We start from the raw sequence: 26,464 nt of genomic DNA on the forward strand, positions 1-26,464 counted from the left end.
TGTTACCAACTTGTAACAATTCGTCCGTAAACTCTTGGGCTGCCGTCAATCGACCGAAAGGGTTTTCCATGTGCGGAATTGTTGGATATACCGGAGCCGAGGCCGCCGTCGACGTGCTGGTCACGGGCCTCAAGCGCCTTGAGTACCGGGGCTACGACTCGGCTGGCGTCGCGCTCGAGCTTGGCTCTACGGGGGAGTCGTCGCGCACGATTGATGTGGTTCGCTGCGTGGGCAAGGTGGCAGGCCTCGAAGACGAGCTGGTCGCCCGTCATGCGGCTGCGACCTGCGGAATCGGTCACACACGTTGGGCGACGCATGGGCGCCCCTCGGTGGAAAACGCTCATCCACACGTGAGCTGCGATGGCAAAATCGCGGTGGTCCACAATGGCATCATCGAGAATTTTGCCGAGTTGCGCGAAGAGCTCACGGCGAAGGGCCATCACTTTAGGAGTGAAACCGATACCGAGGTCTTTGCGCATTTGATCGAGGAGGCCTATCCGCACCATCTATCCGAGCCGCGCCCGCTTGTCGCGGCGGTTCGCGAGGCGTGCACGCGCGTGGTGGGAGCCTACGGCCTGGCCGCCGTGTGTGCGGACGAGCCCGGGGTCATCGCGGTTGCCCGCAAGGACAGCCCGATAGTCATCGGTCGCGGCGAGCGCGGCAGCTATGTTGCCTCCGACGTCATCGCCCTTATCGACGCGACGCGCGACGTCGTGGTCCTCGAGGACGGGCAGTTCGCCTGCCTCACGCCGGAAGGCGTCGAGTTCACCGATGAGCGCGGACACGTCATTGAGCCTGAGGTCACGCATATCGACTGGGATATCGATATGGCCGAAAAGGGCGGGTATCCCGACTTCATGATGAAGGAGATCTACGAGCAGCCGCGCGTGGTGCGCGACACGCTGGTGGGCCGCCTTGCCCCCACGGGGGAGCTCGACATCGACGAGCTCGGCCTGACGTACGAGCAGCTCGACGTGATCGATCGCGTGTACGTGATCGCGTGCGGCACGAGCTATCATGCCGGCCTCATCGCGAAGAACCTTATCGAGGGCTGGGCGCGCATTCCCTGCGAGGTTGAGGCGGCGAGCGAATTTAGGTACCGCAACCCCATCATCACGCCTTCGACGCTGGTGGTTGCCGTGTCTCAGTCGGGAGAGACGGCGGACACCTTGGCGGCGATTCGCGACGCGCGCATCAAGGGCGCGAAGGTCTTCGGCATCACCAACGTAGTGGGCAGCCCGGTGGCCCGCGAGAGCGACGGCGTGATCTACACCAAGGCGAACAAGGAAATCGCGGTGGCCTCCACCAAGAGCTTTATCGGCCAAGTGGTGAGCTTGACGCTGCTCGCACTGCTGCTCGGCCAGGTCAAAGGAAAGCTCACGACTGCCCAGGTGCGCATGTTGTTCCACGAGCTGGGCGACACCGCCGAGCAGATCCAGTGGATACTCGACACGCAGAAGGAGGCCGTCCACGAGGCCGCCTTGGCGTGCAAGGACGCACACTCTGCGCTCTTTGTGGGCCGCGGCATGGGCGCCGCGATCTCAAACGAGGGCGCCCTCAAGCTCAAGGAGATCAGCTACCTGCATGCGGAGGCGTACGCGGCGGGCGAGATGAAGCACGGGCCCATCGCGCTGATCGACCCCGGTTTCCCGGTCATCGCTGTTGCCACCAAGAGCCCCACGTACGACAAAACCGTAAGCAACCTCAAGGAGTGCGAGGCACGTGGCGCGCGCATCATCGCCGTGGCGACGGTGGGGGACGAGGACATTCGCAAGGTCGCGGACCATGTTATCTACGTGCCTGCCGTGCGTGATGCGCTGAGCCCGATCACGGCGACGGTGCCGCTGCAGCTTTTGGCGCGCGAGGTCGCCATCCTGCGCGGATGCGATGTCGACCAGCCCCGTAACCTTGCCAAGAGCGTGACGGTGGAGTAGCTCCTTCGGAATTCGAGAAAAAGAGCGGGGCGGCAAGAGACGAGGCTTGGCTCAAAGTAGATGTCGTCACAGCCTGTCGTACTTGTCGCAACCTGTCGCGCGTCGGTTTTTGGTCGCCCACGGCATGAGGGCTCACGGTAGGCTGCGCCATGCTTTGCAGAGGGCGCGATACCGTGGTGCGTATTGGCTGCCCCGTTGCCAGATGAGGCAAAAGTCGTGTTCGATAAAGAAGTCGACAGGTGTAATATCCACGAACTCCCCTCGGGCGAGCTCCTCTGCTGCTGCCGCGCGATACATGAACGTTATTCCCGCGCCGCTTCTCACGCATGCCTTGATGGTCGGGATGCTCTCGAGCTCGACGACTCCCGCGAAGTCCGTCACGGCGAGATCGCGCGCCGCCAGGTGCTTTTCGAGAATCTCGCGCGTGCCCGATCCCGCCTCGCGCAGGATGAGGCGCTCGCCAAGAAGGTCGCGAATGGAGCTGGGCCGGGCAACGTGGGTTCGAAACTCTGTGGGGGAGGCGCCCCGCTCGGCATCTGCAGGGTTGTCGACCTCGGTTTTAGTTCCCGCCCCGTGCGCGACGCCTCCTCCTGCCCCGGGAGTGACGATCCCTTTTGCGCCGGCCCTTCCGGCGATGGTGATATACGGCTCGCGCGAGAGGATCTCGTAGTCAAAGCGCTCGCGGTCGAATGAGCCCTCCACGAGCGCGAAGTCGATGTCGCCCCGATCGAGCGCCCCCACTAGGTCGCGCGTGTTGCCGGCACGCATGGTGATAGAGCTGTTGGGGTGCCGAGTGAGATGGACTGCCATGAGCTTCGGTGCCGTGAAGTCGGCGATGGTCCGCGTGCAGCCGAACTTGAGTGGCACGGTGTGGGCCCTTGTGGGCTCCGCTGCGAGGCTCCCTACCTCGGTGATCAATCTCTCCTCGTCGTTTTCCATGGCAAGAAGTCTCCGATACAGTACGTCTGCGGCGAGCGTGGGTTCGATGCCACGGCCCGTTTTGGTGAATAGCGGGCATCTATAGTGCGATTCGAGCTGTTTGATGTGCTGGGAGGCGGCGGGCTGCGTGATCATGAGGGAGGCGGCGGCTTGCGTGAAGCTGCGCTGCCGATAGACCTCCAAGAAGGTATGGGTGCGGTAATCAAGCATGCTTGTTTCCCGTCTGCTCGTTCTTACGTAATAAAGATATCTAATGAAACCATAACTAATTCATTTAAATAATTATAGATAAAGGTCCTACCATAGTTTCGACAACACGGGTGCCGCTTCGTAGCTCGTTCAAGTGGGCATAGCGGTGAATACAAGCCTCAATGCGAGAAGCCTCAAGAGGAGCACGTTGCTACATTGAGGTTCGGAAAGGTGGATGCGTGGAGCTCTTCAAGGATTTCAAGGACCTGTGGCGCGGGGTGGCGCTGACGTTGGTGATCTCGGTGCCGGCCTGGTTGCTGGGGAGGCGATTCGAGGTCATCGGTGGTCCCGTCTTCGCCATTCTCATCGGCATGGTGATGGGACACGTGCTGCGTAAGCGCTCGGGTGTCGCGGAAGCCGCCGCCCCGGGCATCAAGTACACCTCTAAGAAGATTCTCCAGTATGCGGTCATCTTGCTTGGATTCGGACTCAATTTGGGGCAGATCGCCAAGGTGGGCGCCAGCTCGCTGCCCATCATTGTCTCCACCATCACGACCTCGCTCGTGATCTCCTTTGTCCTGTGCCGCGTCATGAACATCCCGCGCAAGATCTCGACGCTCGTGGGCGTGGGCTCGTCGATCTGCGGCGGTTCCGCTATCGCCGCCACAGCTCCGGTCATCGATGCGGACGACGAGGAGATCGCCCAGGCAATCAGTGTTATCTTCCTGTTCAACATTATCGCCGCGCTGGTGTTTCCCACGCTTGGCGGCGTGCTCGGCATGAGCAACGAGGGCTTTGGCCTGTTCGCCGGCACCGCCGTGAACGACACGTCGTCGGTGACCGCCGCGGCGGCGGCGTGGGACGGCATGCATCCCGGCTCCAACGCGCTCGACCATGCCACGATCGTCAAGCTCACCCGTACGCTCGCGATTATTCCCATTACGCTGTTCCTGGCCTTTTGGCAGGTCCGACAAGCAAAGCGCGCCACCGAAATGGGCAAGGGCGACGGCGCGGCAGCGGGCACGTTCGACATCAAGAAGATCTTCCCGTTCTTTATCCTCTTCTTCGTTTTGGCGAGCGTCATCACCACTGTATTCGCCCTGCCGGTTACCGTGACCGCTCCCATCAAGACCCTCTCCAAATTCTTCATTGTCATGGCCATGGCGGCGATTGGCTTCAACACCGATGTGGTCAAGCTGGTTAAGACGGGCGGCAAGCCTATCTTCATGGGTCTATGCTGCTGGATTGGCATCACGCTGGTGAGTGTGGGCATGCAGCACTTGCTTGGCATTTGGTAGGTCGGGTGCCATTCGTATGCATACCGTTGCTCGAACAAAAGAGCCGTCCACCAAGTTTTGCTCGTAAAACGTGCGTAAGGTGGGAAAGATGGAAGTATCGGTTATGCAAGCGCCCGGCGTCGGGTCCGGGCGCCCGACAGATAGGAGCCAACTATGGGAATGAAGGCTGATCAGGAGATCTCCTTGGATTTCGAGGGGCTTTTGTCCTACCTGCGCTCTAAGACGCGTGTATTCATGGACGTCGATGGACATGAGTACTATGTGACCCACACCGACGGGTACTGGCGCGTCCAGGATTGCGAGCGCCTGAACGACAAGGGCCGCTTTGTGGATTGCTCAGAGTTGGTGACTACTCTGCCGGAGCTGGCCGAACTTCCGTGGCTCGATGGCAAGAGCGTGCACGACTTGACCGATAGCGCGACGTTCTACGAGTCGATTCAGGAGGGCTGGGTTACGCCGGATGGCGTGGAGCCTGTTGCTGCGGAAGCCGCTACTGTGGAGGAATAACTTCCACGTGGCGACCACAAGCCGATTTCCGCCTTGTGCGGGCGCCGGCCCCGCTCCCCCATGGGGGAGCGGGGCTTTTCCTTTGAGGAAGTGGGTTGCCAAGAGTGATGCTGGGGGCGTGCGATTGAGAAGCTTGTGACGTTAAGATAGGATTGGTGTCTAATACAGCGCACATGTATTGTTGATGATCGTTCGAGCGGAGCGATGCGGGGATCGTTCGAGGTGGCGAGTCGTTCATCGCTTGCGGGGCGATTGACGGTCATCGGGGTTTGACGCGTGGGGGATGATGGTTGTGAAGCTGCTGCTGAATACCGTACGGCCGTACAAATTGCTCGTCGCCGCCACGCTCGCGGCCCTGTTGTTGGACGTTGCGGGCACGCTGTACGTGCCCACGATGCTCGCCGGGATGATCAACCAAGGTGTCGCGAGCGGGGGCACCGATTTCATCTTGGGACAGGGCCTGAAGATGCTGCTGGCGTGCTGCTGCGCGAGCGGCGGCGCCCTGCTCGGCAACTACCTATGTGCCCGTCTCGCCTCATACGTGGGCCGCGACATCCGTAACGCCGTGTATGAGGCTTCGCTCGCGTTTTCGGGTAGTGACTTCGAGGAGTTCGGCACGGGCTCGATGATCACGCGCACCCTCAACGACGTCAATGTCATCCAGCAGACGGTCATGCTCGCCACGCAGGCGATGCTGCCGGTTCCCATCATCTGCGTCATGGGCACGGTCCTGGCATTCAAGATCGACGCCCAGATGGGCGCCATGATGCTCGCCGTGGTGACCGTGGTCATGGTCTTCGCCGTTATCGCCGTGCGCCGCGCCGCGCCGATCTTCGAGAAGATGCAGGGCTTCATCGACCGCATGAACGTTGTGCTGCGCGAGAACATCATCGGCGTGCGCGTCATCCGCGCCTTCGGCAAGGAACGCCACGAAGAGGGCCGCATGGGCCGCGTGTTCAGCGACTACGCGAACGCGGCGATCAAGGTCAACTGGATCTTCGCCGGCGTCGACTGCTTTAGCTTCTGCCTCATGAACATCGCCGAGGTGCTGCTCATGTGGCTCGGCGGCAACCGCGTGGGCGCACACGCCATGGAGATCGGCAGCATCTCGGCGGTGGTCGAGTACGCCATGCTCATCATGTTCTACATCATGATGGCCCAGTTCGTGGCACTGATGGTCCCGCGCGCGATCGTGTGCCTGCAGCGCTGCTCCGACGTCATCTACAAGCAGCCGAGCATCGTCGACGGGGTTGCCGCAGCTGACGGCGAGATCATATCAGGGACAGGAGAGGGCACCGCGGGCGTTGCTTCGGGTCTGCCGACGAAGGTGGGCGCGAACGGCGGGTGCCCCGGAGAGGGCCTGCGGTCCGCTTCGCCTGCGACTGGCGCGTGCGACGTCGTCGCCCAGTTTGACCACGCCTCGTTCCGCTTTGCCGATGCCGATGAGGACACGCTCCACGACATCGACTTCGCGTGCCGTCGCGGCCAAACAACGGCCATCATCGGATCGACGGGCTCGGGCAAGTCGACCATCGCCAAGATGCTCCTGCGTCTGCACGATGTAACGGAGGGCTCTGTGCGCTTCGCCGGCACGGACGTGCGCGACCTCACGCAGCGCGACCTGCGCGACCGGATCGCCTACGTGCCGCAGAAGGCGTGGCTGTTTAGCGGCACGGTCGCGAGCAACCTGCGCTACGGCAATGAGAGCGCAAGCGAAACCGAGATGCGCCACGCTCTCGATGTGGCCCAGTCCGACTTCGTTTGGGGGCTTGCCGAGAAGCTCGAGGCACCCGTTGCCCAAGGCGGCACCAACTTCTCGGGCGGTCAGCGCCAGCGCCTTGCCATCGCACGCGCCCTCATGAAGCACGCGGACCTTTACATCTTCGACGACAGCTTCTCGGCGCTCGACTTCAAGACCGATGCCGCCCTGCGCCGCGCCCTCAAGCCCGAGACGCGCGGCGCGGCGGTGCTCATCATCGCCCAGCGCATCAACACGATCCTGCATGCCGACCAGATCATCGTGCTCAAAGACGGTCGCATCGAGGGCAAGGGCGCGCACGAGGAGCTCATGGAGAGCTGCGAGGTGTATCGCGAGATCGCCAACAGCCAGATGAAGGGGGGTGAGTAGCATGGCGTGGAATAAGAAGAAGCGCAACGATGGCGGTGACGAGCTGTTCTCCGAGAACTCTCGCATCGAGCGCGAGCGCAAGCAGGGTGCCATAGAGGACGCCCAGGCGATGGCCGATAATTCCGGCACGCCGGAGGAGGGGCTCGAGGTGCCGAAGGACGCCTGGGGCACCGTGCGCCGCCTCTGGGGCGCCGCCCGCGGAGAGCGCTGGCGCTTCGGCGTGGTGGTTGCCGCCATTATCGTCTACACGGGCTTCCATGTCGCCGCCCCCGCGTACAGCGCGCACGTGATCGACGTCCTGTGGACGAGCATTCAGGCCGCCTTCGCCGAGGGCCGCACGTTCACCGTCGGCTGGGACACGGGCGGCCGTGAACTCGCCATCTACTTCGCCATCTGGACGGGTGCCTGTGCGCTGTACTCGGTTCAGTGCTTCGTCATGGCGGGCTTCGCCGAGAAGCTCAACCTCTCTCTGCGCACAAGCATCGCCGAGAAGCTCAACCGCCTTCCGCTCAAGTTCTACGACGGCCACAAGCCCGGCGAGGTCGTGAGCCGTGCCACCAACGACCTGGACAAGATGTCCGAGGTGCTGCAAACCGGCCTGCTCAAGCTCATGAGCGCCGTGGGCACCATCGTCGGCGCGCTGTTCATGATGTTCCGCTACAGCCTCCTGCTCACCGGCATCTTCCTGGTGTTCGCCCTGTTCTCGACGGTGGTGACCCAGTACGTCTCAAAGCAGACGCTGCGGCTCGCTGCGGAGCGCCAGCGCTACGTGGGCAAGCTCACCGCGACGGTCGAGGAGGCCTACTCGGGCCGCCTCATCATCAAGAGCTTCAACCGCGAGGAGCTGAGCGCCGCCGAGGTGAGCGAGTTGTCGGATAAGCTCGCCCGCGCCAGCCGCAGGGCCGACTTCGCGACCAACGCCATCAGCCCGCTGATCCGTTTCATCATCCGCCTGGCGCAGGTGCTCATCGCCATCGTCGCGGGGGGCATGCTCGTGGGCGGTCAGATCACCATCGGCGTGTTCCAGGCGTTCTTTCACTACATCTATCAGGTGTCCGAGCCGCTCACGCAGCTCTCGTTCACCATCAACACGCTGCAGAACGCCCTGGCGAGCGTCGAGCGCGTGTTCGACATCCTCGATGAGGAGGAGGTCGAGTCCGACCCCGCCCCCGATGTGGCCGCGAGCCTGCCGGCGGAAGTCGAGGGGCGCGTGGACTTTGAGCACGTGCGCTTTGGCTACGACCCGGAAAAGCCGCTCATGCGCGATGTGACGTTCCATGTGAAGCCCGGCCAGAAGATCGCCATCGTGGGCGCGACGGGTGCCGGCAAGACGACGCTCATCAACCTGCTCATGCGCTTCTACGAGATCGGCGCTGGCGAGATCGCGCTTGATGGTGTGGACACCCATGCCATGACGCGCGCGGACCTGCGCCGGAACTTCGGCATGGTGCTGCAGGATGCATGGCTGTTCGACGGCACCATCGCCGAAAATATCGCCTATGGGCGCCCGGAAGCCACGCGCGAGGAGATCATCGCCGCCGCCGAGATGGCGCGCATGGACCACTTTGTCCGCACGATGCCCCAAGGCTACGATACGCATGTTGAGAACGACGCTGAGAACATCAGCCAGGGCCAGCGCCAGCTGCTCACCATTGCGCGCGTCATTCTGTGCGACCCCAAAATCTTGATCTTGGACGAGGCGACCTCGAGCGTGGACACGCGCACCGAGCGCGACATCGTCCGAGCCATGGAGACGCTCATGCATGGGCGGACGAGCTTCGTCATCGCACATCGCCTGAGCACGATCGTCGACGCCGATCTCATCCTGCACATGCGCGCCGGCACCATCATCGAGCAGGGTACGCATGAGGAGCTACTCGCCGAGGACGGGCCGTATGCCGACCTGTATCGCAGCCAGTTCGCTTAAAGATCGTGAGGGCGCACGGCCGCCCGGTCGGTCGCCGTACCGCGCCGCGCCGGCCTGGCGCCCGCCTGGGCTGGCCGCCCCGTTCCGCTCCGGGGCGCGGCCATCCGAGCGGATGCGCACCGCTCCGTCCTCGACTTGTGGCGAGCCTGGGCGGGCCGTGCGCCGTGACCCAATCCGCTTACGGCCTGCTTGCCGCCGTTCAACGGAATGAAAAAAGCCCGATTGGGGGCGTTTAAATGCGAGTCGCCGCATCGAGTGCAAGCCGCGACATGCCACGTATATGGCGCGTACCTGCGGACTTACCGTGCTGAAATAGTGGGGCGAAAAACTGAATCTATATAACAACCCCTCGACCTGCGAATATGCATTATTTTCCCTGTTCGACAAAGGGTTGAATATTACGGACGAGCGGCATGCCATAACAGAAGTTGTGTTCAAAACGTGTATCAACAGAGGAGGTTGTGTGATGGTAAGTATCGTTTTGGCAAGCCATGGTGACTTGGCAGAGGGTCTGAAGATGACCGGTTCGATGGTCTTCGGCGATCAGCCCAACGTCGCCACGGTTTCCCTCATGCCGAGCATGGGTCCGGACGACTTCCGCCAGAAGGTGGAAGAGGCGGTCGCTTCCTTCGACGATCCCGAGGACGTCTTGTTCCTCGTCGATCTGTGGGGCGGCACGCCCTTCAACCAGATCAGCGGTCTGTTCGACGCCCATCCCAGTTGGGCGATCCTGACCGGCGTGAACCTGCCGATGCTCGTCGAGGTGTACACCGCTCGCTTCGACGCATCCAAGACGGCCCACGATATCGCCAAGCACGTCATTTCCGAGGCCCGCGCCGGCGTTCGCGTCAAGCCTGAGTCTCTCGAGCCTGTGGAGGCCAAGCCCGCGGCAGTCGCGGCGCCGGCCGCCCATCAGGGTGCCATCCCCGAGGGCACGGTCCTCGGCGACGGCCACATCAAGTTCGTGCTCGCCCGTGTCGATACCCGTCTGCTCCACGGTCAGGTGGCAACCACGTGGACCAAGATGACCAACCCCGATCGCATCATCGTCGTGTCCGACGCCGTCTCTCACGATGACCTGCGCAAGTCCATGATCATGGAGGCCGCGCCTCCCGGAGTTAAGGCCCACGTCGTCCCGGTCCAGAAGATGATCGAGGTCGCCAAGGACCCGCGTTTCGGCGCCACCAAGGCCATGCTTCTGTTCGAGACCCCGCAGGACCTGCTCCGCGCGGTTGAGGGCGGCGTGGACATCAAGGAGGTCAACCTCGGTTCCATGGCCCACTCCGTGGGCAAGGTCGTCGTGACCAACGCCATCGCCATGGATAACGACGACGTCGAGACGCTCGAGAAGCTCGCCGCCCGTGGCATCTCCTTCGACATCCGCAAGGTCCCGGCAGATTCCGCCGAGTCCTTCGACGCGATGATCAAGAAGGCCAAGTCCGAGCTGGCCGCCCAGTAAAGGAGGGAATATGTCAGCACTTTCGATCGTTTTGATCGCCATCATCGCGCTGCTGGCCGGTATGGAGGGTATTCTGGACGAGTTCCAGTTCCACCAGCCGCTCGTGGCCTGCACGCTCATCGGTCTTGTGACCGGCCACCTGCAGGAGGGCGTCATGCTCGGCGGCTCCCTGCAGATGATCGCCCTCGGTTGGGCGAACGTCGGCGCCGCCGTCGCGCCCGATGCGGCCCTGGCCTCCGTTGCGTCCGCCATCATCATGGTGCTCGCGCTCGACGGTGGCACGGCCGACTCCCAGACGGCCATCACCACCTCTATCGCTCTCGCCGTGCCGCTGTCCGTGGCTGGCCTGTTCCTGACGATGATCTGCCGCACACTCGCCATCCCCCTGGTTCACGCCATGGATGCCGCCGCCGAGAAGGGCAACTTCAAGGGCATTGAGATGTGGCAGATCCTGGCCATCCTCATGCAGGGTGCCCGCATCGCCATCCCGGCTGTGGCCCTGTGCTTCGTCTCGCCCGAGATTGTGACCGACGCGCTCAACATGATGCCCGAATGGCTGTCCGGCGGCATGGCCGTCGGCGGTGGCATGGTCGCCGCTGTCGGTTACGCCATGGTCATCAACATGATGGCGACCAAGGAGGTCTGGCCGTTCTTCGCGCTCGGCTTCGTCTTCGCCGCCATTTCCGAGCTCACGCTCATCGCCCTTGGCGTTATCGGCGTGTCCCTCGCCCTGCTGTACCTCGGCCTCAAGGACCTGGCCAAGAACAGCGGCGGTTCTGCCGGCACCGGCGACCCGCTCGGCGACATCCTGAACGATTACGAGTAAGGAAGGGAGGACGTACATCATGGCAGAGAACAAGGTTCAGCTTTCCAAGTCCGACCGCATGTCGGTGTGCATGCGTCATCAGTTCCTGCAGGGCTCGTGGAACTACGAGCGCATGCAGAACGGCGGCTGGTGCTTCGCTATGATCCCCGCGATCAAGAAGCTCTACTCCAACAAGGAGGACCAGATCGCGGCGCTCAAGCGTCACATGGAGTTCTACAACACGCATCCGTACGTGTCCGCTCCCGTTATCGGCGTCACCCTCGCCCTTGAGGAGGACCGCGCCAACGGTGCGCAGGTCGAGGACGCCGCCATCCAGGGCGTTAAGGTCGGCATGATGGGCCCGCTGGCCGGTGTTGGCGACCCCGTCTTCTGGTTCACCCTTCGCCCGATCCTCGGTGCCCTTGGCGCTTCCCTCGCTCTGGGCGGCTCCATCATGGGCCCGCTGCTGTTCTTCTTCGCGTGGAACATCATCCGTATCGCCTTCCTGTGGTACACCCAGGAGTTTGGCTACAAGGTTGGTACCTCCATCACCAAGGACCTCTCTGGCGGCCTTATGGGCAAGATCACCGAGGGTGCCTCCATTCTGGGCATGTTCATCATCGGCGCGCTCGTGCAGCGCTGGGTGAGCATCTCCTTCACGCCGGTCGTCTCCACGGTTCAGCAGTCCCCCGGCGCCTACATCGATTGGGCGAGCCTGCCCGCGGGTACTGAGGGCATCCATCAGGCCTTGAGCCAGTTCGCGGCGCTCGGTCCCACCGGCCTCGAGGTCGCCAAGGTGACCACGCTCCAGGCCAATCTCGACCAGCTGATCCCCGGCCTTGCCGCCGTGGGCCTCACGCTCCTGTGCTGCCAGCTGCTCAAGAAGAAGGTCTCCCCGATCGTCATCATCATTGCCCTGTTCGCCGTCGGCATCATCGCCCGCCTTGCCGGCATCATGTAAGACATCCGGGGTCTGAGCGCGTTTGTCGCGCTTGCACCTAAATTCGCGCCTGCTACCATGGTCTACCATCGGTGGCAGGCGCGTTTTCAATAGCGCGAAGAGGAGAGGGGACCAAGATGGCGCAGTCGCAGAACAGCTCCGTCTATTACACCGAGCACGCCACATCGTTTCACGGTATGGCCACATACGGAAACGTGATGCTGGGGAACAAGGCCTTCGAGTTCTACAACGAGCGCAACCCCGAGGACTACATTCAGATTCCCTGGGACGAGATCGATCGCGTGGCGGCGTCCGTCATGTTCGGGGGCAAGAAGATCGCGCGTTTCGCTATCTTCGTACACGGCAGCGAGTCGGGCTTCTCGTTCTCGACGCGAGACAACAAGGCGACGCTTCGGGCCATGCGCGAGCATGTCCCGGAGGAGAAATTGCTGCGTTCTTTGAGCTTCTTTGACGTGATCAAGCGTGGCGTGCTGTCACTGTTCCGCAAAAACCGCTAGAATATCGAGAGTGCGCTTTTGCGACTCGGCCGGTGCCGTCCGGCCCGCCCGATCGTTTCCGGTAAGCCCGGATTGACGCTTTACGGGTTTTAGGTACGGTCGCCGCACACATGGCAATGCCTCCGTAGCTCAGGGGATAGAGCACCGCTCTCCTAAAGCGGGTGTCGTACGTTCGAATCGTATCGGGGGCACCATTGAGAAATAGCAGGCCAGAGGACGTATCTCCTCTGGCCTGATTTTTTCCCATACGGAATACCTGATCACGCTGAGCAAGCGTGGGGAGTGGGGCTCGAAACGGGAGGCCCGTTCCAAAGCCCACAGCACTGGTCGAGATAAAAAAACGCGCTTGGGGTTCAATCCCCAAGCGCGTTTTCCGTTCGCGTGGCGTGCGTTAATCTTCAGACCCGGTATCGCCGCCGGACTGCTGAGCTTGGGTGGTCAGCGTGATACTGGAGCCCTTATCGAGCGAGCCGGAGGCGGACTGGGCGGTCACCACGCCGTCTTGCGGGCCGTTCACGGTCACCACAAAGCCAAGAGCCTTAAGGTCCTTGATGGCAGTTGAGGCGTACTCGCCCACATAGTAGGGGGCGTTGACCTTCTCGGCGGGCTGGGGGCCCTTGGAGAGAACGACCGTGATGGTGGTGCCGGGGGCAACGTTGCCACCGGGGTTGAAGCTAACCACAAGCCCCTTGCTCACGGAGTCGCTGTACTCGGAGGTGAAGTTGTAGCTCAGCCCCGCCTCATCGAGCGCTGCCTTGGCGTCGTACTCGTTGTAGCCGGTGATGCTCGGGACCTCAACGGTGTCGGGACCGGTGGAGACCCAGATCTCGATCGTGGAGCCCTCGTCGACCATCTCGCCGGTGTTCGTGCCCTGCTTGAAGACCTTGCCCTTGTCGGCGTCGTTGGCCTCCTCGTGTACCTGGCATTTGAGGTTGAGCGCCTTGAGCGCCGACTCGGCCTTCTCGCGCGTCATGTCGGTAAGGTTGGGAACCTCAACCTGCGTGACGGGCTCGGGGCCCTTGGAGAGCGTCAGTTTGACCGTAGAGCCCTCCTTGGCCTCGCGGTTGCCGTCGGGCGTCTGGTCGACCACGTGGTCCTCTTCGATCTCCTCGTCAGTCACCGGATTGCCGTACTCGACCTTAAAACCAGCCTTCTCGAGCGTCGATTCCGCATCTTCCTTGGTGTAGTTGATCACGTTGGGAACGGTGACCATCTTGCCGCCGCCGAACAGGCTGGAGGCGAGGAATACGGCGATGCCGATGACGGCGATGGCGCCGACCACGATCGCGGCGATCTTGCCCTTGTTGCTCTTGGGCTCCTCGTAGGAGGGGCTGTGCCCAGCGGAGTTCTGGCTGGGGACGCGGGGACCGGCAACGGTCGTGCCGGAGGCACCACCAGCAGGGCGAACCATTGCCTGCGTGGCATCGTTCATCACGCGCGTCTCGGTGGCACCCATGCCGTTCATGGGAACGGCGCCCGCGATGACACGCGTGGGCTCGGCCACGTCGACGGCACGACCGGCGGCGTAGGCGTTGAGGACCTCGCGGAGCTCGTCTGCCGTTTGGAAGCGGGCGGCAGGATCTTTTTCTATGCACTTGAGGATGATGCGCTCAAGTGCCGGGTCTACGCCGGGGTTGATCTGCGAAGGGGGGACCGGAAGCTCGTTGACCTGCTTGAGCGCAACGGAGATGGCGTCGTCGCCGTCAAAGGGAACGCGGCCGGTAGCGCACTCGTACATCACCACGCCGAGGGAGTAGATGTCGCTCGTGGGGCCGAGCTCCTGGCCGCGCGTCTGCTCGGGCGAGACGTAGTGGGCCGTGCCCAGCACGTTGTTGTCCTGGGTGAGGTGGCTGTTCTTGGCGCGGGCGATGCCAAAGTCCATCACCTTGATGTTGCCGTCGGGCAGCACCATGATATTCTGCGGCTTGATGTCGCGGTGGATTATCTCGTGCTTATGGGCGACGGAGAGTGCCCCGCAGATTTGGGAGCCAATTTGGGCGACCTTCTTGGGGTCAAGGGCGCCATGGCTGCGCACGCCGCTCTTGAGATCGGTGCCGCGTAGGTACTCCATGACGATGTAGTACGTGTCGCCGTCCTTGCCCCAGTCGTATACGCCCACGATATAGGGGCTCTGCAGTCCGGCCGCAGCCTGAGCCTCCTGCTTGAAGCGCGCCGCGAACGTGGCATCGCCAGCGTATTGGGGCAGCATGATCTTGACTGCCACCGTGCGGTCGAGCACCTGGTCTTGTGCGCGATAGACGCTTGCCATGCCTCCGTTGCCTACTTTGTCCTTGAGCAGGTATCTGCCTCCGAGGACGCGCTGTACCTCTGCCATCTGTCAAACTCCTCATCATCCTATCCGCAAAGCGGAAATCGTTACCTCACTTGGGCCCGTGGGTGGGCGAATACGTTACGAGCTCTGGGCCGCGAGTGCCGCGCGCAGGACTTGTCCCGCAACGGCTGCGGCGGTCGCCTCGTTCTCGGTGGTCTCCTCTAGGACGAGCGAGATTGCGAGCGTGGGCGTGTCGTATGGCGCGAACCCGATGAACGTCGAGTTGGGGGTGCTGCTGTTGGTCTCCGCCGTACCGGTCTTACCGGCGACCTTGACGCCGGCGATGCTGGCCGCAGATCCACTGCCGTTTTGGACGACATCGAGCATGGCCTGCCTGATCTTGGCAGCGGTGTCGCTACTCACGGCCTGGCCGAGCGAGCGCGTCCGCGTGGTCTTGATGACCGTTCCGTCGGATGCGAGCACTTGGCCGACCACATAGGGGTTCATGGCGATGCCGTCGTTGGCGATCGCGGCGGCGATGACGGCATTCTGCATGACCGTGGTTTGCGGGCCGGGCGTGTGTCCCTGGCCAACCGGCTGGCCGGCGCCTGCCCATGCGAGCTCCCATTCGGTCATCTCCGAGGGATCGGGCATGACGGAGGCGACGGTGGAGAAGTCGATACCCAGGCTCTGGCCGTACCCAAATGCCGCTGCGGTGGCCACGAGTCGATCTGCCCCTACCTGCTCGGCAACCTGGCCAAAGACCGTGTTGGACGAGACGGCGAAGGCTCGGTCGAGCGTGATGTTTCCGTACCCGACTTCATTCACGCTCACAACGTCTGCACCACCGATTTCGAGGCGCCCGGGGCTGTTGTAGGTGGACTGGAGCGTTGCGACGCCGTTCTCGAGCGCCGCCGCCAGCGTGACCGCCTTGAACGTGGAGCCAGGGGTGTAGAGAGCCTGCGTAGCGCGGTCGAACATGGAGGTATCGGCACCGCCGCTGGCGTTGGCGGACTCGATGGCCGCCTGGATATCCGTATTGTTGTACGCCGGGGCGCTCGCCCAGGCCAAGACGGCGCCCGTGCGGGGGTCGAGCACGACGATGGCTCCCTTGCGCCCGGCGAGTGCCTGCTCCGCGGCGACCTGGATACGCGAGTGTATCGTGAGCTGCACGGAGTTGCCGGGCTGCGTAATGCCGGCGAGGGAGTTGAGGGCGTTTTGCCAGCTCGAGTAATCCTTGGAGCCGGTGAGCGTCTCGTCTTGCGAAGCCTCGACGCCCGAGCTGCCGTACTGCTGCGAGTAATAGCCCACGGCATGGGCGGCAAGGTTGCCGTTGGGGTAGGAGCGCACGTACGTGCCATCTTCCTGCTGGATGGATTCGGCAAGCGTGAGCCCGTCGGAGGTAATGATGGAGCCGCGCTTGATGTAGCGCGCCTTGGTGATGGTGTGGTTGTTGCTGGGCATGTTCTGATACTCAGACGCCTTGAACACCTGGATATAGGTGATGTTGCCAATGAGCACGGCAAACAGGGCGGTGAACAGCAGTACTGTGCGGGTGAGGCGGTTGGCAAGGGCCACGCGGCCCAACAGGCCGCTCTCGGGCGTATCGAGGCCCGGGCGACGCACGTGGGATCCACGCGCAGTCACGCGATAGCCGGCGGTTGCCAGGTCGGTGCTCGTGTTGGCAATCTCGGTGGAACGCCCTGTCGCCTCGTCGCCTGCGCGCAGCAGGAGCGCCACAATCACAAAGCTCGCGAGCAGCGAGGAGCCGCCCTGGCTCATGAAGGGCAGGGTGACGCCCGTGAGCGGGATGAGCTTGGTCACGCCGCCCACGATGGTGAAGGCTTGGAACGAGACGGCCGCGGTGAGGCCGGCGGCGGAGAACGCGGCAAGGTCGGATTTGGCGCGCGCCGCGGTAGTGAGGCCGCGCACGGCGAAGAGCATGAACAGCAGGAGCACCGCGACGCCGCCGAGCAGGCCCATCTCCTCGCCGATGGCGGCGAAGATCATATCGGATGCCACGACGGGAATGGTGTCGCCGCCCAGGCCTTTGCCGATTCCCACACCGAACAGGCCTCCATCGGCGAGCGAGTAGAGCGCCTGCACAATTTGGAAGCCCATGTTCTGGGCGTCTTTGAACGGGTCGAGCCATATGGCTACGCGCACCTGCACATGGCTCATGATGTGGTACATACCGAACGCGCCCACGGCCAAGAGCACGAGGCCTATGAGCACGTAGGAGACGCGCCCCGTGGCAACGTAGAGCATGATGAGGAAGACCGTGTAAAACAGCAGCGCGCTGCCCAGGTCGCGTTCGAATGCCACCACCAGAAGGCAAATGCCCCACACGATGAACAGGGGGTACAGCAAGCGAATCCGCGGGAGCTTGATGCCGAGTACGGTGCGGTTGGAGATGGAGAGCAGCTCGCGGTTCTCTGCGAGGTAGCCCGCTAGGAACAGGACGATGAACACCTTGGCGAACTCACCGGGCTGGAACTGGAAGCTGCCAATCTTTATCCACAGTTTGGAGCCGTAGATTTCGGTACCAATGAGCATGGGCAATACGAGCAGCACAATGCCGATGGCACCGAGTGCGTATTTGTAGCGGCTGACGACCTCGAGGTTCTTGACGAGCGCGAGTGTGCCCACCATGAGCGCGACACCCACGAACAGGAAGACGATCTGACCCATGGCCGCGCTGGGCTCGAGCCTGGTGACGAACGTGATGCCAATGCCCGAGAGTGCGAACACGATGGGTAACAGCGCGGGGTCGGCGCCCGGGGCGAAGAATCGAACGCCAATATGGGCGGCGGCAAAGGCGGCAAAGAGGCCGAGCGGTACGGCGAGCGTTTGGAACGAGAGCGCGGCGCCCGCGTTGACCACATAGAGGGCGTAGAGCAGCGTCACGGGGAACGCGGCGGCTATGAGCAGGAGCAATTCGGTCGTGCGGCGACTCATTTACGCGGCACCTCCCTCGGTTGATGTGCTAGTGGGGGCTACAGAATCGGCGGGGTCGCTCGACCCCAAGGCGTCGGCGGGACCGCTTGCGCCGTCCCCTTCGGCACCGTATTGCGCGTCAAGGCCGATTGCCCGCGCATCGGCGAGGGCCTTGGCCTTGGACTCGTCAATTTGCTCGCGGTAGTTGTCCACGGCGTCCGCAGCGTTCTCAAGGCTCTTTTGCGGAATGCCCTCGCGCAGGCGATTTTGCGTGTCTTCTGGCAGGTCGCTCAGCTTAATTGAGGTCTCGTCCTCAAGCCAATGGAGCTTGAGTCCCAAGATTTTGCCGGGGACACCGGTGTAAATGGCGACTGCGTCATCCTTGACGCCCAGATACACCGATTTGGTGATCGAGATAAACGAGACCCCGGCGATGATGACGATTGCGAGCAGCAATCCGATGAGCGAGAGGGTCATCACGCGGCGGTGCTTGCGGGCGAGCTCGCGAATACGCCCGTCGTCGGTGATGTCCACCACGACGACGGTCACGTTGTCGCCGCCGCCGGCCGCGAGCGCGGCGTCGACGAGGTTGTCGGTGCAGATCTGCGCGGTGGAGCTCTGCTGCGCCACACGTTCGATCTCGCCGTCGGGAATCATGCTCGAAAGGCCGTCCGAGCACAGGATGAGCCGGTCGCCCTCCTCGACGTTCAAGGTGAAGTGGTCCGCGTACATGGCGGGATCGCTACCGAGTGCGCGGGTGATGACCGAGCGATTGGGGTGCACACGAGCCTCGTCGGCGGTAATCTCGCCAGCGTCCACGAGCTCCTCGACATATGAGTGGTCACGCGTGACGCGGATGAGCGTTCCCTCGTGGAGTAGGTAGGCGCGGGAGTCGCCCACATGCGCGATGGCCAACGTGGTGCCGTCGATGACCGCGGCGGTTGCCGTGCAGCCCATGCCCGGGCGACCTATGCCGTTCACCGCGGCTTCGATGATGGCGGCGTTGGCGGCTTCGATGGCGGCTCCGAGCTGGGCGGCGTCGGCTGTTTTGGGGCCGGTTTTGGCAATGGTCTCGACGGCGATGGCGCTCGCCACCTCGCCGGCGGCGTGGCCACCCATGCCGTCGCAGACGCAGAAGAGCGGCGAGGCCACAAGGTAAGAGTCCTCGTTGTGATTGCGCACGCATCCAACATCGGACCTGGCACCCCACATGAGCATAGAAGAGGTCCCGGCGTCAAAAGTCTCGTCAGTGTTCACGAGATCATCGGTGATGGGCTCGAAGCTCTGCGTCGAGCCCGGGTCGTTCAGCTGTGCCTCGACGGCGGTGATGTCGATCTCTGCCGTGTCCTCGGGGGAGGTGGGAGCGGTGGGGTCGGGGATCGCCTCGATGGGGGCGGGTGTCTCCGGGGCCGTATCGGTTGCCGGTTCAAATGGGTAGACAGGTTCGGGCTCTTCTTCGGGCTCCGTGATGGACTCGAAGGATCCGGGCGCGGCGTGGGCGGGAGTCGCGACGGGGGCCGGAGCGGGGGTCACGGGGACGGCCGGAGCAGCTGGGGCTGGAGCGGCAGCGGGCATGGCTGGCTCGGCGTGAGCACCCAAGGGCTCGCGGGGGAGCTCTTCGTCAAACACTTCGTCCACCCCGCGTGAAGTGTAGTCCCGCTCGTCGGTCATCGGCGATTCACCTTCATGACCACGTCTCCGATTTGGACCTCATCGCCCTCGCGCAGGGTGGCGGGCTCCTTGAGCGCGCGTCCATTCACGAGCGTGCCGTTGAGCGAGTTGAGGTCCTCGATCACGAGCGCGGGCCCCTGCAGCGAAAAACGCGCATGGCTCGCCGAGACAAAGGGCTCGTTCACGCAGATGTCCGAGCTGGGGGAGCGGCCCACGATGACGGGGCCGAGGATGTCCATGTGGATGCCGCGGATGCCGCGCGGGCCCTTGTCGACGTCGATGGTCCAAATGGCGGAGTCGCGACGCTGGCCGCGCACCAGTCCCACGCCGGTCTTCATGACGGCGAACAGGAAGATGTAGAGCAACACGATGAGGACGATGCGCCCCGCGAACAGGAAGATGTCAATCACGGCTAGCCCCTAAACTCGAAGGTGCTGAGGCCAAAGGTCAGCAGGTCGCCGGTGCGCAGCGGGCAGCGCGAGACACGGCGGTTGTTGACGAGCGTGCCATTGGTGGAGCCAAGGTCCTCGATGGACCAGTCGCTTCCGGTGAAGGCGAGCTGGGCGTGGCTGCGGCTGACGTTGGGGTCGCGCAGGACCACATCGGCAACGGAGCGCTCGCGGCCCACGGTGGCTCGGGCGCTCGTGATCTCGTACGTGTCGCCGGTCACCACGTCCACGAGCTGGGCGAGCGGACGGGCGGGCGCGGAAGGACGGGACGGCGCCATGTGCGCCCCAGCTGCCGCTGCGGCAACCCCGGCAGCACCGGTTGCGGCTGCAGCGCCGCCCAGGCCGGCGATCTGCTCGCGCGTCATGGTTTTGGGAACGGGAATGGGGGCCGCGAGCGGGTCGGGCACAGGCGAGTCGGCTGCGAACGGGTCGGGTTGCCCCGCGATCCCGGCGGCCGCGGAAGCACCCATCTCGGCGTCGGCGGCGAGCGGTGACAGCGCGGGTTGCGAAACGGGGGATGGGGCCGGAGTCCTGGATCCGAACGCATTCGCGCCGCCCTGCTTCCCCCCGTTGAGGAACGCACGCTCCTCTTCATAGAGGCGGGCGAGGGTGGGGGCGTCCACGTTTTCGGCGAACACGGAGAACTTGCCCGCCTTGAGGGACGGGTCGATCATAAAGCGGACGAGCGGGGAGCCCGAAAAGCGGTAGCGTTTCTTCTCGGCCTGCGCCTTCACGAATTCGGAAACCTCGCGTGCGAGCTGCGCGTAGTACGGTGCGAGCAGCGGGTCGTCGTCGGCGGAGATGAGGACGGTGTACAACGCGGGTGCGGTGTCCACGCCGTTGATCACGAGCGTCTGGTCCTCCATCTCGCGAGCCGCCTGCTTGGCGAGCTTCTTAAAAGAGAACGGAGCTTGCGCTGCGCCAAAAATGCCGGCAACGCGGTCCTCGAAGATATTCAGGAAGTTCACGAGCGATCACCTTCCGGGGTTTCTCGTTTGTATCCAAGCAAATACACGCATATCCAAACGATTATAGAGGATAGGCACCCAAGTCCCACAGCCTCGGCGACCTCGAGGGGCGGCACGCTGGCAATTTCCATAGGCTGTGCAAGATAGCGCAACACAACGGAAACCACGGGAAGCAGCAGGTACAGGATGGTTGTGAGGCTGGTAGAGCGGCTGTCTTGTCGCGCCTGACATGCGCGGTCGAGCATCCAGCTCGCTCCCGCCGCCCCCGCCGAGAAGCCCGCGGCGGGGATGAGGAACTCAAGGGAGAACAGGGCTCGTGCGGCCATGTCGAGGGGCAGCGCACCGCCAGCGACGTGCGCGGCGATAAGGAGGCGCGCGAACGCAAGGCCACAGGCGGTGGATGTGGCGGCGTGGGCGGGCGCAAGGAAGAACGCGGCGAGCGCAACCACGACGGGCGCTGCGAACAAGGTGCTCCCGCAGGTCAGCGTGCATGCCGCGGCAACGGTGAACGCCATGGAGGAGGCGGGCTGCAGACGGCCCCACACGAGCCACCAAGCGCTGAACAGGGCAAACGAAAGGATGGCGACGGGCAGCACCGAGAGCAGGGGCGTGTTGTTTAGGATGAGCATGAGCCAGCCGCCCGCGGTGAGAGCCGATCCCATCTGCGGGGCGAGCGCCGCGCCGGCGCCTATGCCCATTGCGGTGAGCGCGTGTACAAGTGGGTCGGCGATCCCCAAGTCACCCAGGAGCGTCCAGGACGTTACCGCGACTGCGGCTCCGCTGATCGCCCCGAGCGCGTAAAACCGCGCGCGGGGTGTGCGGCTGCCCAGGTATCCTTCTGCGGGATCGAGCTCCCAGGCGCGAGCCGCCTCTTGCGTCTCGCCCCCTTGCTCCTCTTCTTCGTCCGAGGTCAGGCGGGCGATGATGCGCGCCAGACTTCGACGTCCCTCGCGCGGGTTCCCCAAGTTGGCCAAAAAGAGGTCACCGAACTCACCCACGTCCGTCATGCGGTCGCAGGCGTTGGGCGCGAGGGCGCAAAGTAGTGCGTCCTCAGCGGATTCGGGGATGTCGGGGAGCAGGTTGCTGGGGTAGATCACGCCCTTTTCGATGTTCGCGAGGGAGTCCGCCGGCGTGCCCGCCCGGAACGGGGTCGCGGCGCAGAGCGATTCGTAGAGCACGGACGCGAGGGCGAATATGTCGCTGCGCTCGTCCACGACCTCGCCGTTGAGTTGCTCGGGGGGCATGTAGCCAATGGTGCCGCCGCGCGCTCCGCCGAACCCCGCGGCGCTCGCGAGTGTTGCCATGCCAAAGTCGGCCAGCTTGACGTGGCCGCTGTGGTCGATAAGCACGTTCGCCGGCTTGATGTCGAGGTGGAGTACGCCGTTCTCGTGCGCGAAGGACAGCGCCTGGACGAGGGCATCGGCAATGCAGGCCGCCTCATCGTACGTGAGTGAGTGACCGTCGACCTGCGCGAGGAACTCCTCGAGGCTCATGCCGTCGACGTACTCCATGACCAGGTAGGCATAGGCGCTGTCGTAGGTGAAATCGATGACCTGCACGATGTTGGGGTGCTGGAGCATGCTCGCAGTACGGGCCTCGGCCAGCGCGGTCGCGGTGGTTTCGGTGGAGACGCGGTTGTAGGGGGAGGCGAGCGGCATGCGCTTAATGGCGACGCGGCGCTGCAGGCGCCCGTCGAGGCAGATCTCGACACTGCCAAAGCCGCCCGCCGCACGTGTCTGCAGGGGGCGATAGCGCTTGAGCAGGGCGGATGCGGCGGACCCCGCCGGGGGTGGCGGGGCAACGTGCACGCCGCCGAGTCCGTGGCGCTGCGACAGTGGTGCCCCGCCGGGTGTAAACCCATTGCCCGCGTGGTCGCTCGCGGGATAGCCCGCTTTGGCGCCGGGCACCGCGGTGGGCCCGTGAGATGCGGGCGTTCCTGCCCCGGATCGGGGCGATCTGTGTGAGGAGAATAGCGGCATGGCCATCCTTGGTGCGTTTGAGCTGCGTTCACGGCCGTGGCCGGTTGATGTAGGGCGCATTTTACCACGCGCGCAGGCGGGCGTATCCGTTCCACCATGCGGGACTGCCCGGAATCGGGCGATTTTGTAACGAGAATCCGAACGCCCCGAGTAGACGGGCGTTTTGAACAACAAAACCCCAGCTCGCAGGAAGCTGAAACAGGCGTCTACTCGACCCCGCGGCAAACTCGTTACAAAATCGCCCGATTTCGGGCATGCGCCTCCTCGGCGGGGCCGCCGCTGCGCCCCTGGGCGCCCGCGCGGACGCAAGACGGTATGATTGATGGAGCGATTCATCATCAGCGGGTCGAGCCCCACCCGTGCCGTCGCCGCGACTGCCCCGCAGCCTCGCGGGAGACAAAGGGGGCGAGAAGGGGGCGCCTTGCGTGGAGAACATGGACCGGTTAGCGGCATTTGACCAGTTCGCAGCGGACGTGCGACGTGAGCTGGACGAGACGGCTCGTCATATGGAGAAGCTTCGCGCGGAGAACAGGGTAAAATCCGCCACATACAAACAACTCTTCGCGATTCGGTCGACCTTAAAGGAGATTGATCGCCGTCTTGTCGAACACGGGCTGTAGTCTCGTCGCTTGTGTGTCTGTGCCCGAAACGCCGTAAAGGAGGCGCCTTATGGAGTCGCTGTACAGGAAGTACCGTCCACTCACGTTTGAAAGCGTGGTTGGCCAGCAGCATATCGTCTCCACCCTTGAGCACGCGGTGGCCGAGGGTCGTCTTTCCCATGCGTACTTGTTCTGTGGGCCGCGTGGCACCGGCAAGACCACCATGGCGCGCATCCTCGCCAAGGCTCTACTGTGCGAGAAGTCCGACGCCGCCCGTGCGCAGGGCGCCTCGGGCTGCATGCCGGATGGCACGTGTCCCGAGTGTGAGGCCATTGCGGCGGGAACCCACCCCGATGTGTATGAGCTGGACGCCGCGAGCCGCACGGGCGTCGACAACGTGCGTGAGGAGATCATCAACTCGGTGAGCTTTGCGCCTGTGCGCGGCGCGTACAAGGTCTACATCATCGACGAGGTCCACATGCTCACGACGGCGGCGTTCAACGCGCTGCTCAAGACGCTCGAGGAGCCGCCGAGCCACGTGATCTTCGTGCTATGCACCACCGATCCGCAAAAGATCTTGGAAACCATTCTCTCGCGGTGCCAGCGCTTTGATTTCCACCGTATCTCGAACGAGGATATCGTGGGACGTTTGCGGTATATCTGCGAGCGGGAGGGTTTTGTCTTTGACGACGAGGCCCTCGATATTGTGGCAAAGCACGCACGCGGAGGCATGCGCGACGCTCTGTCCACGCTCGAGCAGCTCTCGGTATTCGGCGATGGCTCGGTACGTGCGGACGACGCCCGCGCCCTGCTGGGCGAAGTCGCGTCGACGGTCCTCGCCGAGTTTGCCTGCAAGATGGCCGTGCGCGACACCGTCGGCCTGTTCGGGCTGGTTCGTGTCCAGGTCGACGAGGGTAATGACCTGCTGGAGCTCACGCGCGACCTGGTGGCGCACATGCGCGATGTCTATACCGCAGCGATCGCTGGCCCCAAGACGGAGCTGTTCGATGGGACACCGGAGGAGGTCGCCGCGCTGGTGGAGGAGGCCCGCCTGTTTGGGAGTGCCGATCGCCTTGCTCGCGCGTTGACCGTTCTTGACGATGCGGCCCTCGAGATGCGCAGTGCCTCCGATCCGCGCTTGGTCCTGGAGATAGCCCTCACAAGGCTCGCTCGTCCCGAGTCCGACTTGACGCTGGAAGCCCTAGCCGAGCGCATCGCGCGATTGGAGGCCCAGATTGCCGCCGGTGTTCCGAGTACGCCGATGGGGGCAGAGCAGCTTGCCTCGATGACGGGGACAAGGCCTGCCGCGCAGGCGGCGCCAGCTAAGGGCGGCGTTGCGCCCACGCGTGGAGCGATGCCAGCGGCGGCTATGGGGCGAGGCCAGGGAGCCGCCGCCCCAGCCGCTGCCTCGAGGCCGACCCCCGATCCTGTCATGGCATCGGCTGCGGCACCCGCTGCGACACCGGTGCCCCCTGCTGCTGCGGCGCCTGCTGCCGCGGTTCCCGCTGCTGCCACGATGCCCGCCGCGAATTCGGCGTCTGCCCAGGTGCGTCCCGCCACTGCTGAGCCCTCCGCCTCGCCCGTCCCAACCTGCTCGACAAATCCCGAGCCCGGTGCGACTGTCAGCTCGGCTTCAGACCGCACAGCACCCGTTACGGCTCAGGTGCCTGGTGCGAGCGTGAGTTCGTCCGCGGCGTCGGCGACTGGTGCTCCCTCAGCGAAGGCGACCGTCTCCGCCGAGTCCCAGCTCCACATGGCTTCATGCGCCGTCACGCCCCCTGCCGCTGACGCCGGCGAACTGCAGCGTCGTTGGGCGGATGCGGTCAAGCGCGTCACGGCAGAGCAGCCCTCTCGCGGTGGCTTGCTGCAGAGCTCTCGCGCGGTGAGCGATGACGGCGAGACGCTTACGATTGAATTCCCCAAGGGTTCAACCTTTGCGCTCAAGATGATCACCCGGCCCGATTCGGCGCAACTGGTCATGCCCATCATCTGCCAGGTGTTCGGCAAGCGTTCGGTGACGTACGTGATGGAGGGCGGCCCCGGAGACGCGCCGGCGCCAAAGGCCGCATCCGCTCCGGCGGCGACGCAGGGCACGGCGACCGTCCAGGCCGCGCCGGCTCAGGCGCCGGCCCCTGCTGCCCCCTCGGCTCCCGCTGCGGAGAGCGCCTCCACCGCCCCCGCCCGCCAGACCGCGCCTGCCCAGCAGGTGGCGCCCGTTGTCGCCGCCCCGCGGGCGGTGTCGGCCGCGCAGCCCGCGTCGGCTCCTGTTCAGGGCAGGACCGATGTCTCGGCGCAGCCGGCATCTGCTCAGTCCGCGCAGACGGTCGACCAGGTGAGTGGTCCCACCGTCTTGCCCGAACGCGACATCGAGGCCGACCGTAGGGCGTGGGAAGATGAGCAGGTCCCGTACGACGACGCGACGATAGCCTCGTATGCCGATGAGGATGAGCTGCCGCCGTTCGACGTTCCCGCGCAGCCCGCGGCACCCGCGCAGCCCACGGCACCCGCGCAGCCCACGGCACCCGCGCAGCCCGCCGCCTCCGCGACATCTGGGCGGCCCGCCGCAGCTCGGACGCCCGCGGCTACCGCTCCCGCCGCCGGCGACGCCGCCTCTGCACCCGCTGCCGATGCCGTCGACGCGAAAGAGGTGCTCCAGAACATCTGGGGCAACGTCGTCTTCAAGTAGTTCGGTCGCCGGGGTTGTCCTGCAGCTAAGGCACTCATGCTGCGAGGGTGGATTCGTCGAAAAATCTCCTGCTTTCATTAGGAAAAATCGACGAAGTTACCCTCGAGAGTGCAGCTGTGGCCGAGACCGAGACTGGGGTAGAGGCCGAGAGTGCAGCTGTGGCCGAGACCGAGGCTGGGGTAGAGGCCGAGACCGCAGCTGCGGCCGAGGCCGCGGCAGCGGGGCCGCAGGCGTGATCGCGGCAGAGACCGTGACCGCG

Annotated in this window: 18 protein-coding genes and 1 tRNA gene; 12 read left to right on the top strand and 7 right to left on the bottom strand. The window is 64.0% G+C overall.

The features are described from left to right. Positions 1–68 precede the first annotated feature (68 nt). Positions 69–1,934, top strand: coding sequence for a glutamine--fructose-6-phosphate transaminase (isomerizing) (glmS, locus tag ACX9NZ_RS00360; protein WP_407496044.1), 1,866 nt, complete (start codon positions 69–71; stop codon positions 1,932–1,934). A 132-nt stretch (positions 1,935–2,066) separates the two neighbouring features. On the opposite strand, the gene ACX9NZ_RS00365 is transcribed toward glmS, so the two are convergent. After that, on the bottom strand, positions 2,067–3,083 hold the full coding sequence (locus ACX9NZ_RS00365) for a LysR family transcriptional regulator (RefSeq protein ID WP_294123099.1): 1,017 nt from the start codon (positions 3,081–3,083) through the stop codon (positions 2,067–2,069). Between the two features lie 218 nt (positions 3,084–3,301). Here ACX9NZ_RS00365 and ACX9NZ_RS00370 point away from each other — a divergent pair, with 218 nt between their 5' ends. The 9 genes from ACX9NZ_RS00370 (at position 3,302) to ACX9NZ_RS00410 (ending at position 12,838) form a co-directional block, all read left to right on the top strand. After that, complete coding sequence (locus ACX9NZ_RS00370) at positions 3,302–4,360, top strand: YeiH family protein (protein ID WP_006721975.1); 1,059 nt, start codon at positions 3,302–3,304, stop codon at positions 4,358–4,360. 153 nt (positions 4,361–4,513) lie between these two features. Then, on the top strand, positions 4,514–4,867 hold the full coding sequence (locus ACX9NZ_RS00375) for a CDP-alcohol phosphatidyltransferase (RefSeq protein ID WP_304291354.1): 354 nt from the start codon (positions 4,514–4,516) through the stop codon (positions 4,865–4,867). A 283-nt stretch (positions 4,868–5,150) separates the two neighbouring features. Then, the gene (locus tag ACX9NZ_RS00380) at positions 5,151–6,995 is read left to right on the top strand and encodes an ABC transporter ATP-binding protein (RefSeq protein WP_233546039.1); all 1,845 of its coding nucleotides are present in this window, start codon (positions 5,151–5,153) and stop codon (positions 6,993–6,995) included. A 1-nt stretch (position 6,996) separates the two neighbouring features. Continuing rightward, positions 6,997–8,922, top strand: coding sequence for an ABC transporter ATP-binding protein (locus tag ACX9NZ_RS00385; RefSeq protein WP_330006595.1), 1,926 nt, complete (start codon positions 6,997–6,999; stop codon positions 8,920–8,922). 466 nt (positions 8,923–9,388) lie between these two features. After that, positions 9,389–10,381 carry a PTS sugar transporter subunit IIB gene (locus tag ACX9NZ_RS00390; protein WP_294123910.1) on the top strand — a complete coding sequence of 331 codons (993 nt, stop codon included), beginning with the start codon at positions 9,389–9,391 and terminating at the stop codon, positions 10,379–10,381. 10 nt (positions 10,382–10,391) lie between these two features. Then, positions 10,392–11,207: a PTS mannose/fructose/sorbose transporter subunit IIC gene (locus ACX9NZ_RS00395; protein WP_118652822.1), complete on the top strand. Its 816-nt coding sequence runs from the start codon at positions 10,392–10,394 to the stop codon at positions 11,205–11,207. A 19-nt stretch (positions 11,208–11,226) separates the two neighbouring features. Continuing rightward, positions 11,227–12,147 (top strand): PTS system mannose/fructose/sorbose family transporter subunit IID, encoded by a 921-nt coding sequence (locus tag ACX9NZ_RS00400; protein WP_118652824.1) that lies wholly within the window; start codon positions 11,227–11,229, stop codon positions 12,145–12,147. A 116-nt stretch (positions 12,148–12,263) separates the two neighbouring features. Beyond that, a complete protein-coding gene (locus ACX9NZ_RS00405; RefSeq protein WP_118652826.1) occupies positions 12,264–12,644 on the top strand; it encodes a DUF956 family protein in 381 nt (126 codons plus the stop codon). Between the two features lie 118 nt (positions 12,645–12,762). After that, a tRNA-Arg gene (locus ACX9NZ_RS00410) sits at positions 12,763–12,838 on the top strand. Positions 12,839–13,035: 197 nt separating this feature from the next. Here ACX9NZ_RS00410 and pknB read toward each other — a convergent pair. From pknB to ACX9NZ_RS00440, 6 genes are all read right to left on the bottom strand, one after another. After that, positions 13,036–14,979 carry a Stk1 family PASTA domain-containing Ser/Thr kinase gene (gene pknB, locus ACX9NZ_RS00415; RefSeq protein WP_407496049.1) on the bottom strand — a complete coding sequence of 648 codons (1,944 nt, stop codon included), beginning with the start codon at positions 14,977–14,979 and terminating at the stop codon, positions 13,036–13,038. Between the two features lie 75 nt (positions 14,980–15,054). After that, a complete protein-coding gene (locus ACX9NZ_RS00420) occupies positions 15,055–17,874 on the bottom strand; it encodes an FtsW/RodA/SpoVE family cell cycle protein (protein ID WP_317440536.1) in 2,820 nt (939 codons plus the stop codon). Beyond that, a complete protein-coding gene (locus ACX9NZ_RS00425) occupies positions 17,875–19,524 on the bottom strand; it encodes a Stp1/IreP family PP2C-type Ser/Thr phosphatase (protein WP_330006155.1) in 1,650 nt (549 codons plus the stop codon). It lies immediately after the preceding gene. Further along, positions 19,521–19,934 carry an FHA domain-containing protein gene (locus tag ACX9NZ_RS00430; protein WP_118652834.1) on the bottom strand — a complete coding sequence of 138 codons (414 nt, stop codon included), beginning with the start codon at positions 19,932–19,934 and terminating at the stop codon, positions 19,521–19,523. Before ACX9NZ_RS00430 ends, ACX9NZ_RS00425 begins: the two co-directional genes overlap by 4 nt. A 2-nt stretch (positions 19,935–19,936) precedes the next feature. After that, on the bottom strand, positions 19,937–20,941 hold the full coding sequence (locus ACX9NZ_RS00435) for an FhaA domain-containing protein (RefSeq protein ID WP_118652836.1): 1,005 nt from the start codon (positions 20,939–20,941) through the stop codon (positions 19,937–19,939). Beyond that, complete coding sequence (locus ACX9NZ_RS00440; RefSeq protein WP_407496052.1) at positions 20,938–22,848, bottom strand: serine/threonine-protein kinase; 1,911 nt, start codon at positions 22,846–22,848, stop codon at positions 20,938–20,940. The genes ACX9NZ_RS00435 and ACX9NZ_RS00440 overlap by 4 nt, the downstream gene beginning before the upstream one ends. A gap of 506 nt (positions 22,849–23,354) precedes the next feature. On the opposite strand from ACX9NZ_RS00440, the gene ACX9NZ_RS00445 reads away from it, so the two are divergent. Both ACX9NZ_RS00445 and dnaX read left to right on the top strand, forming a co-directional pair. Then, a complete protein-coding gene (locus ACX9NZ_RS00445) occupies positions 23,355–23,540 on the top strand; it encodes a hypothetical protein (RefSeq protein WP_294160209.1) in 186 nt (61 codons plus the stop codon). Positions 23,541–23,589: 49 nt separating this feature from the next. Continuing rightward, entirely contained in the window at positions 23,590–26,205 is a 2,616-nt protein-coding gene (gene dnaX / locus ACX9NZ_RS00450; RefSeq protein ID WP_407496054.1) for a DNA polymerase III subunit gamma/tau, read from the top strand. The last annotated feature ends 259 nt before the right edge of the window (positions 26,206–26,464 follow it).

Source organism: Collinsella sp. BM28, from assembly GCF_054551995.1.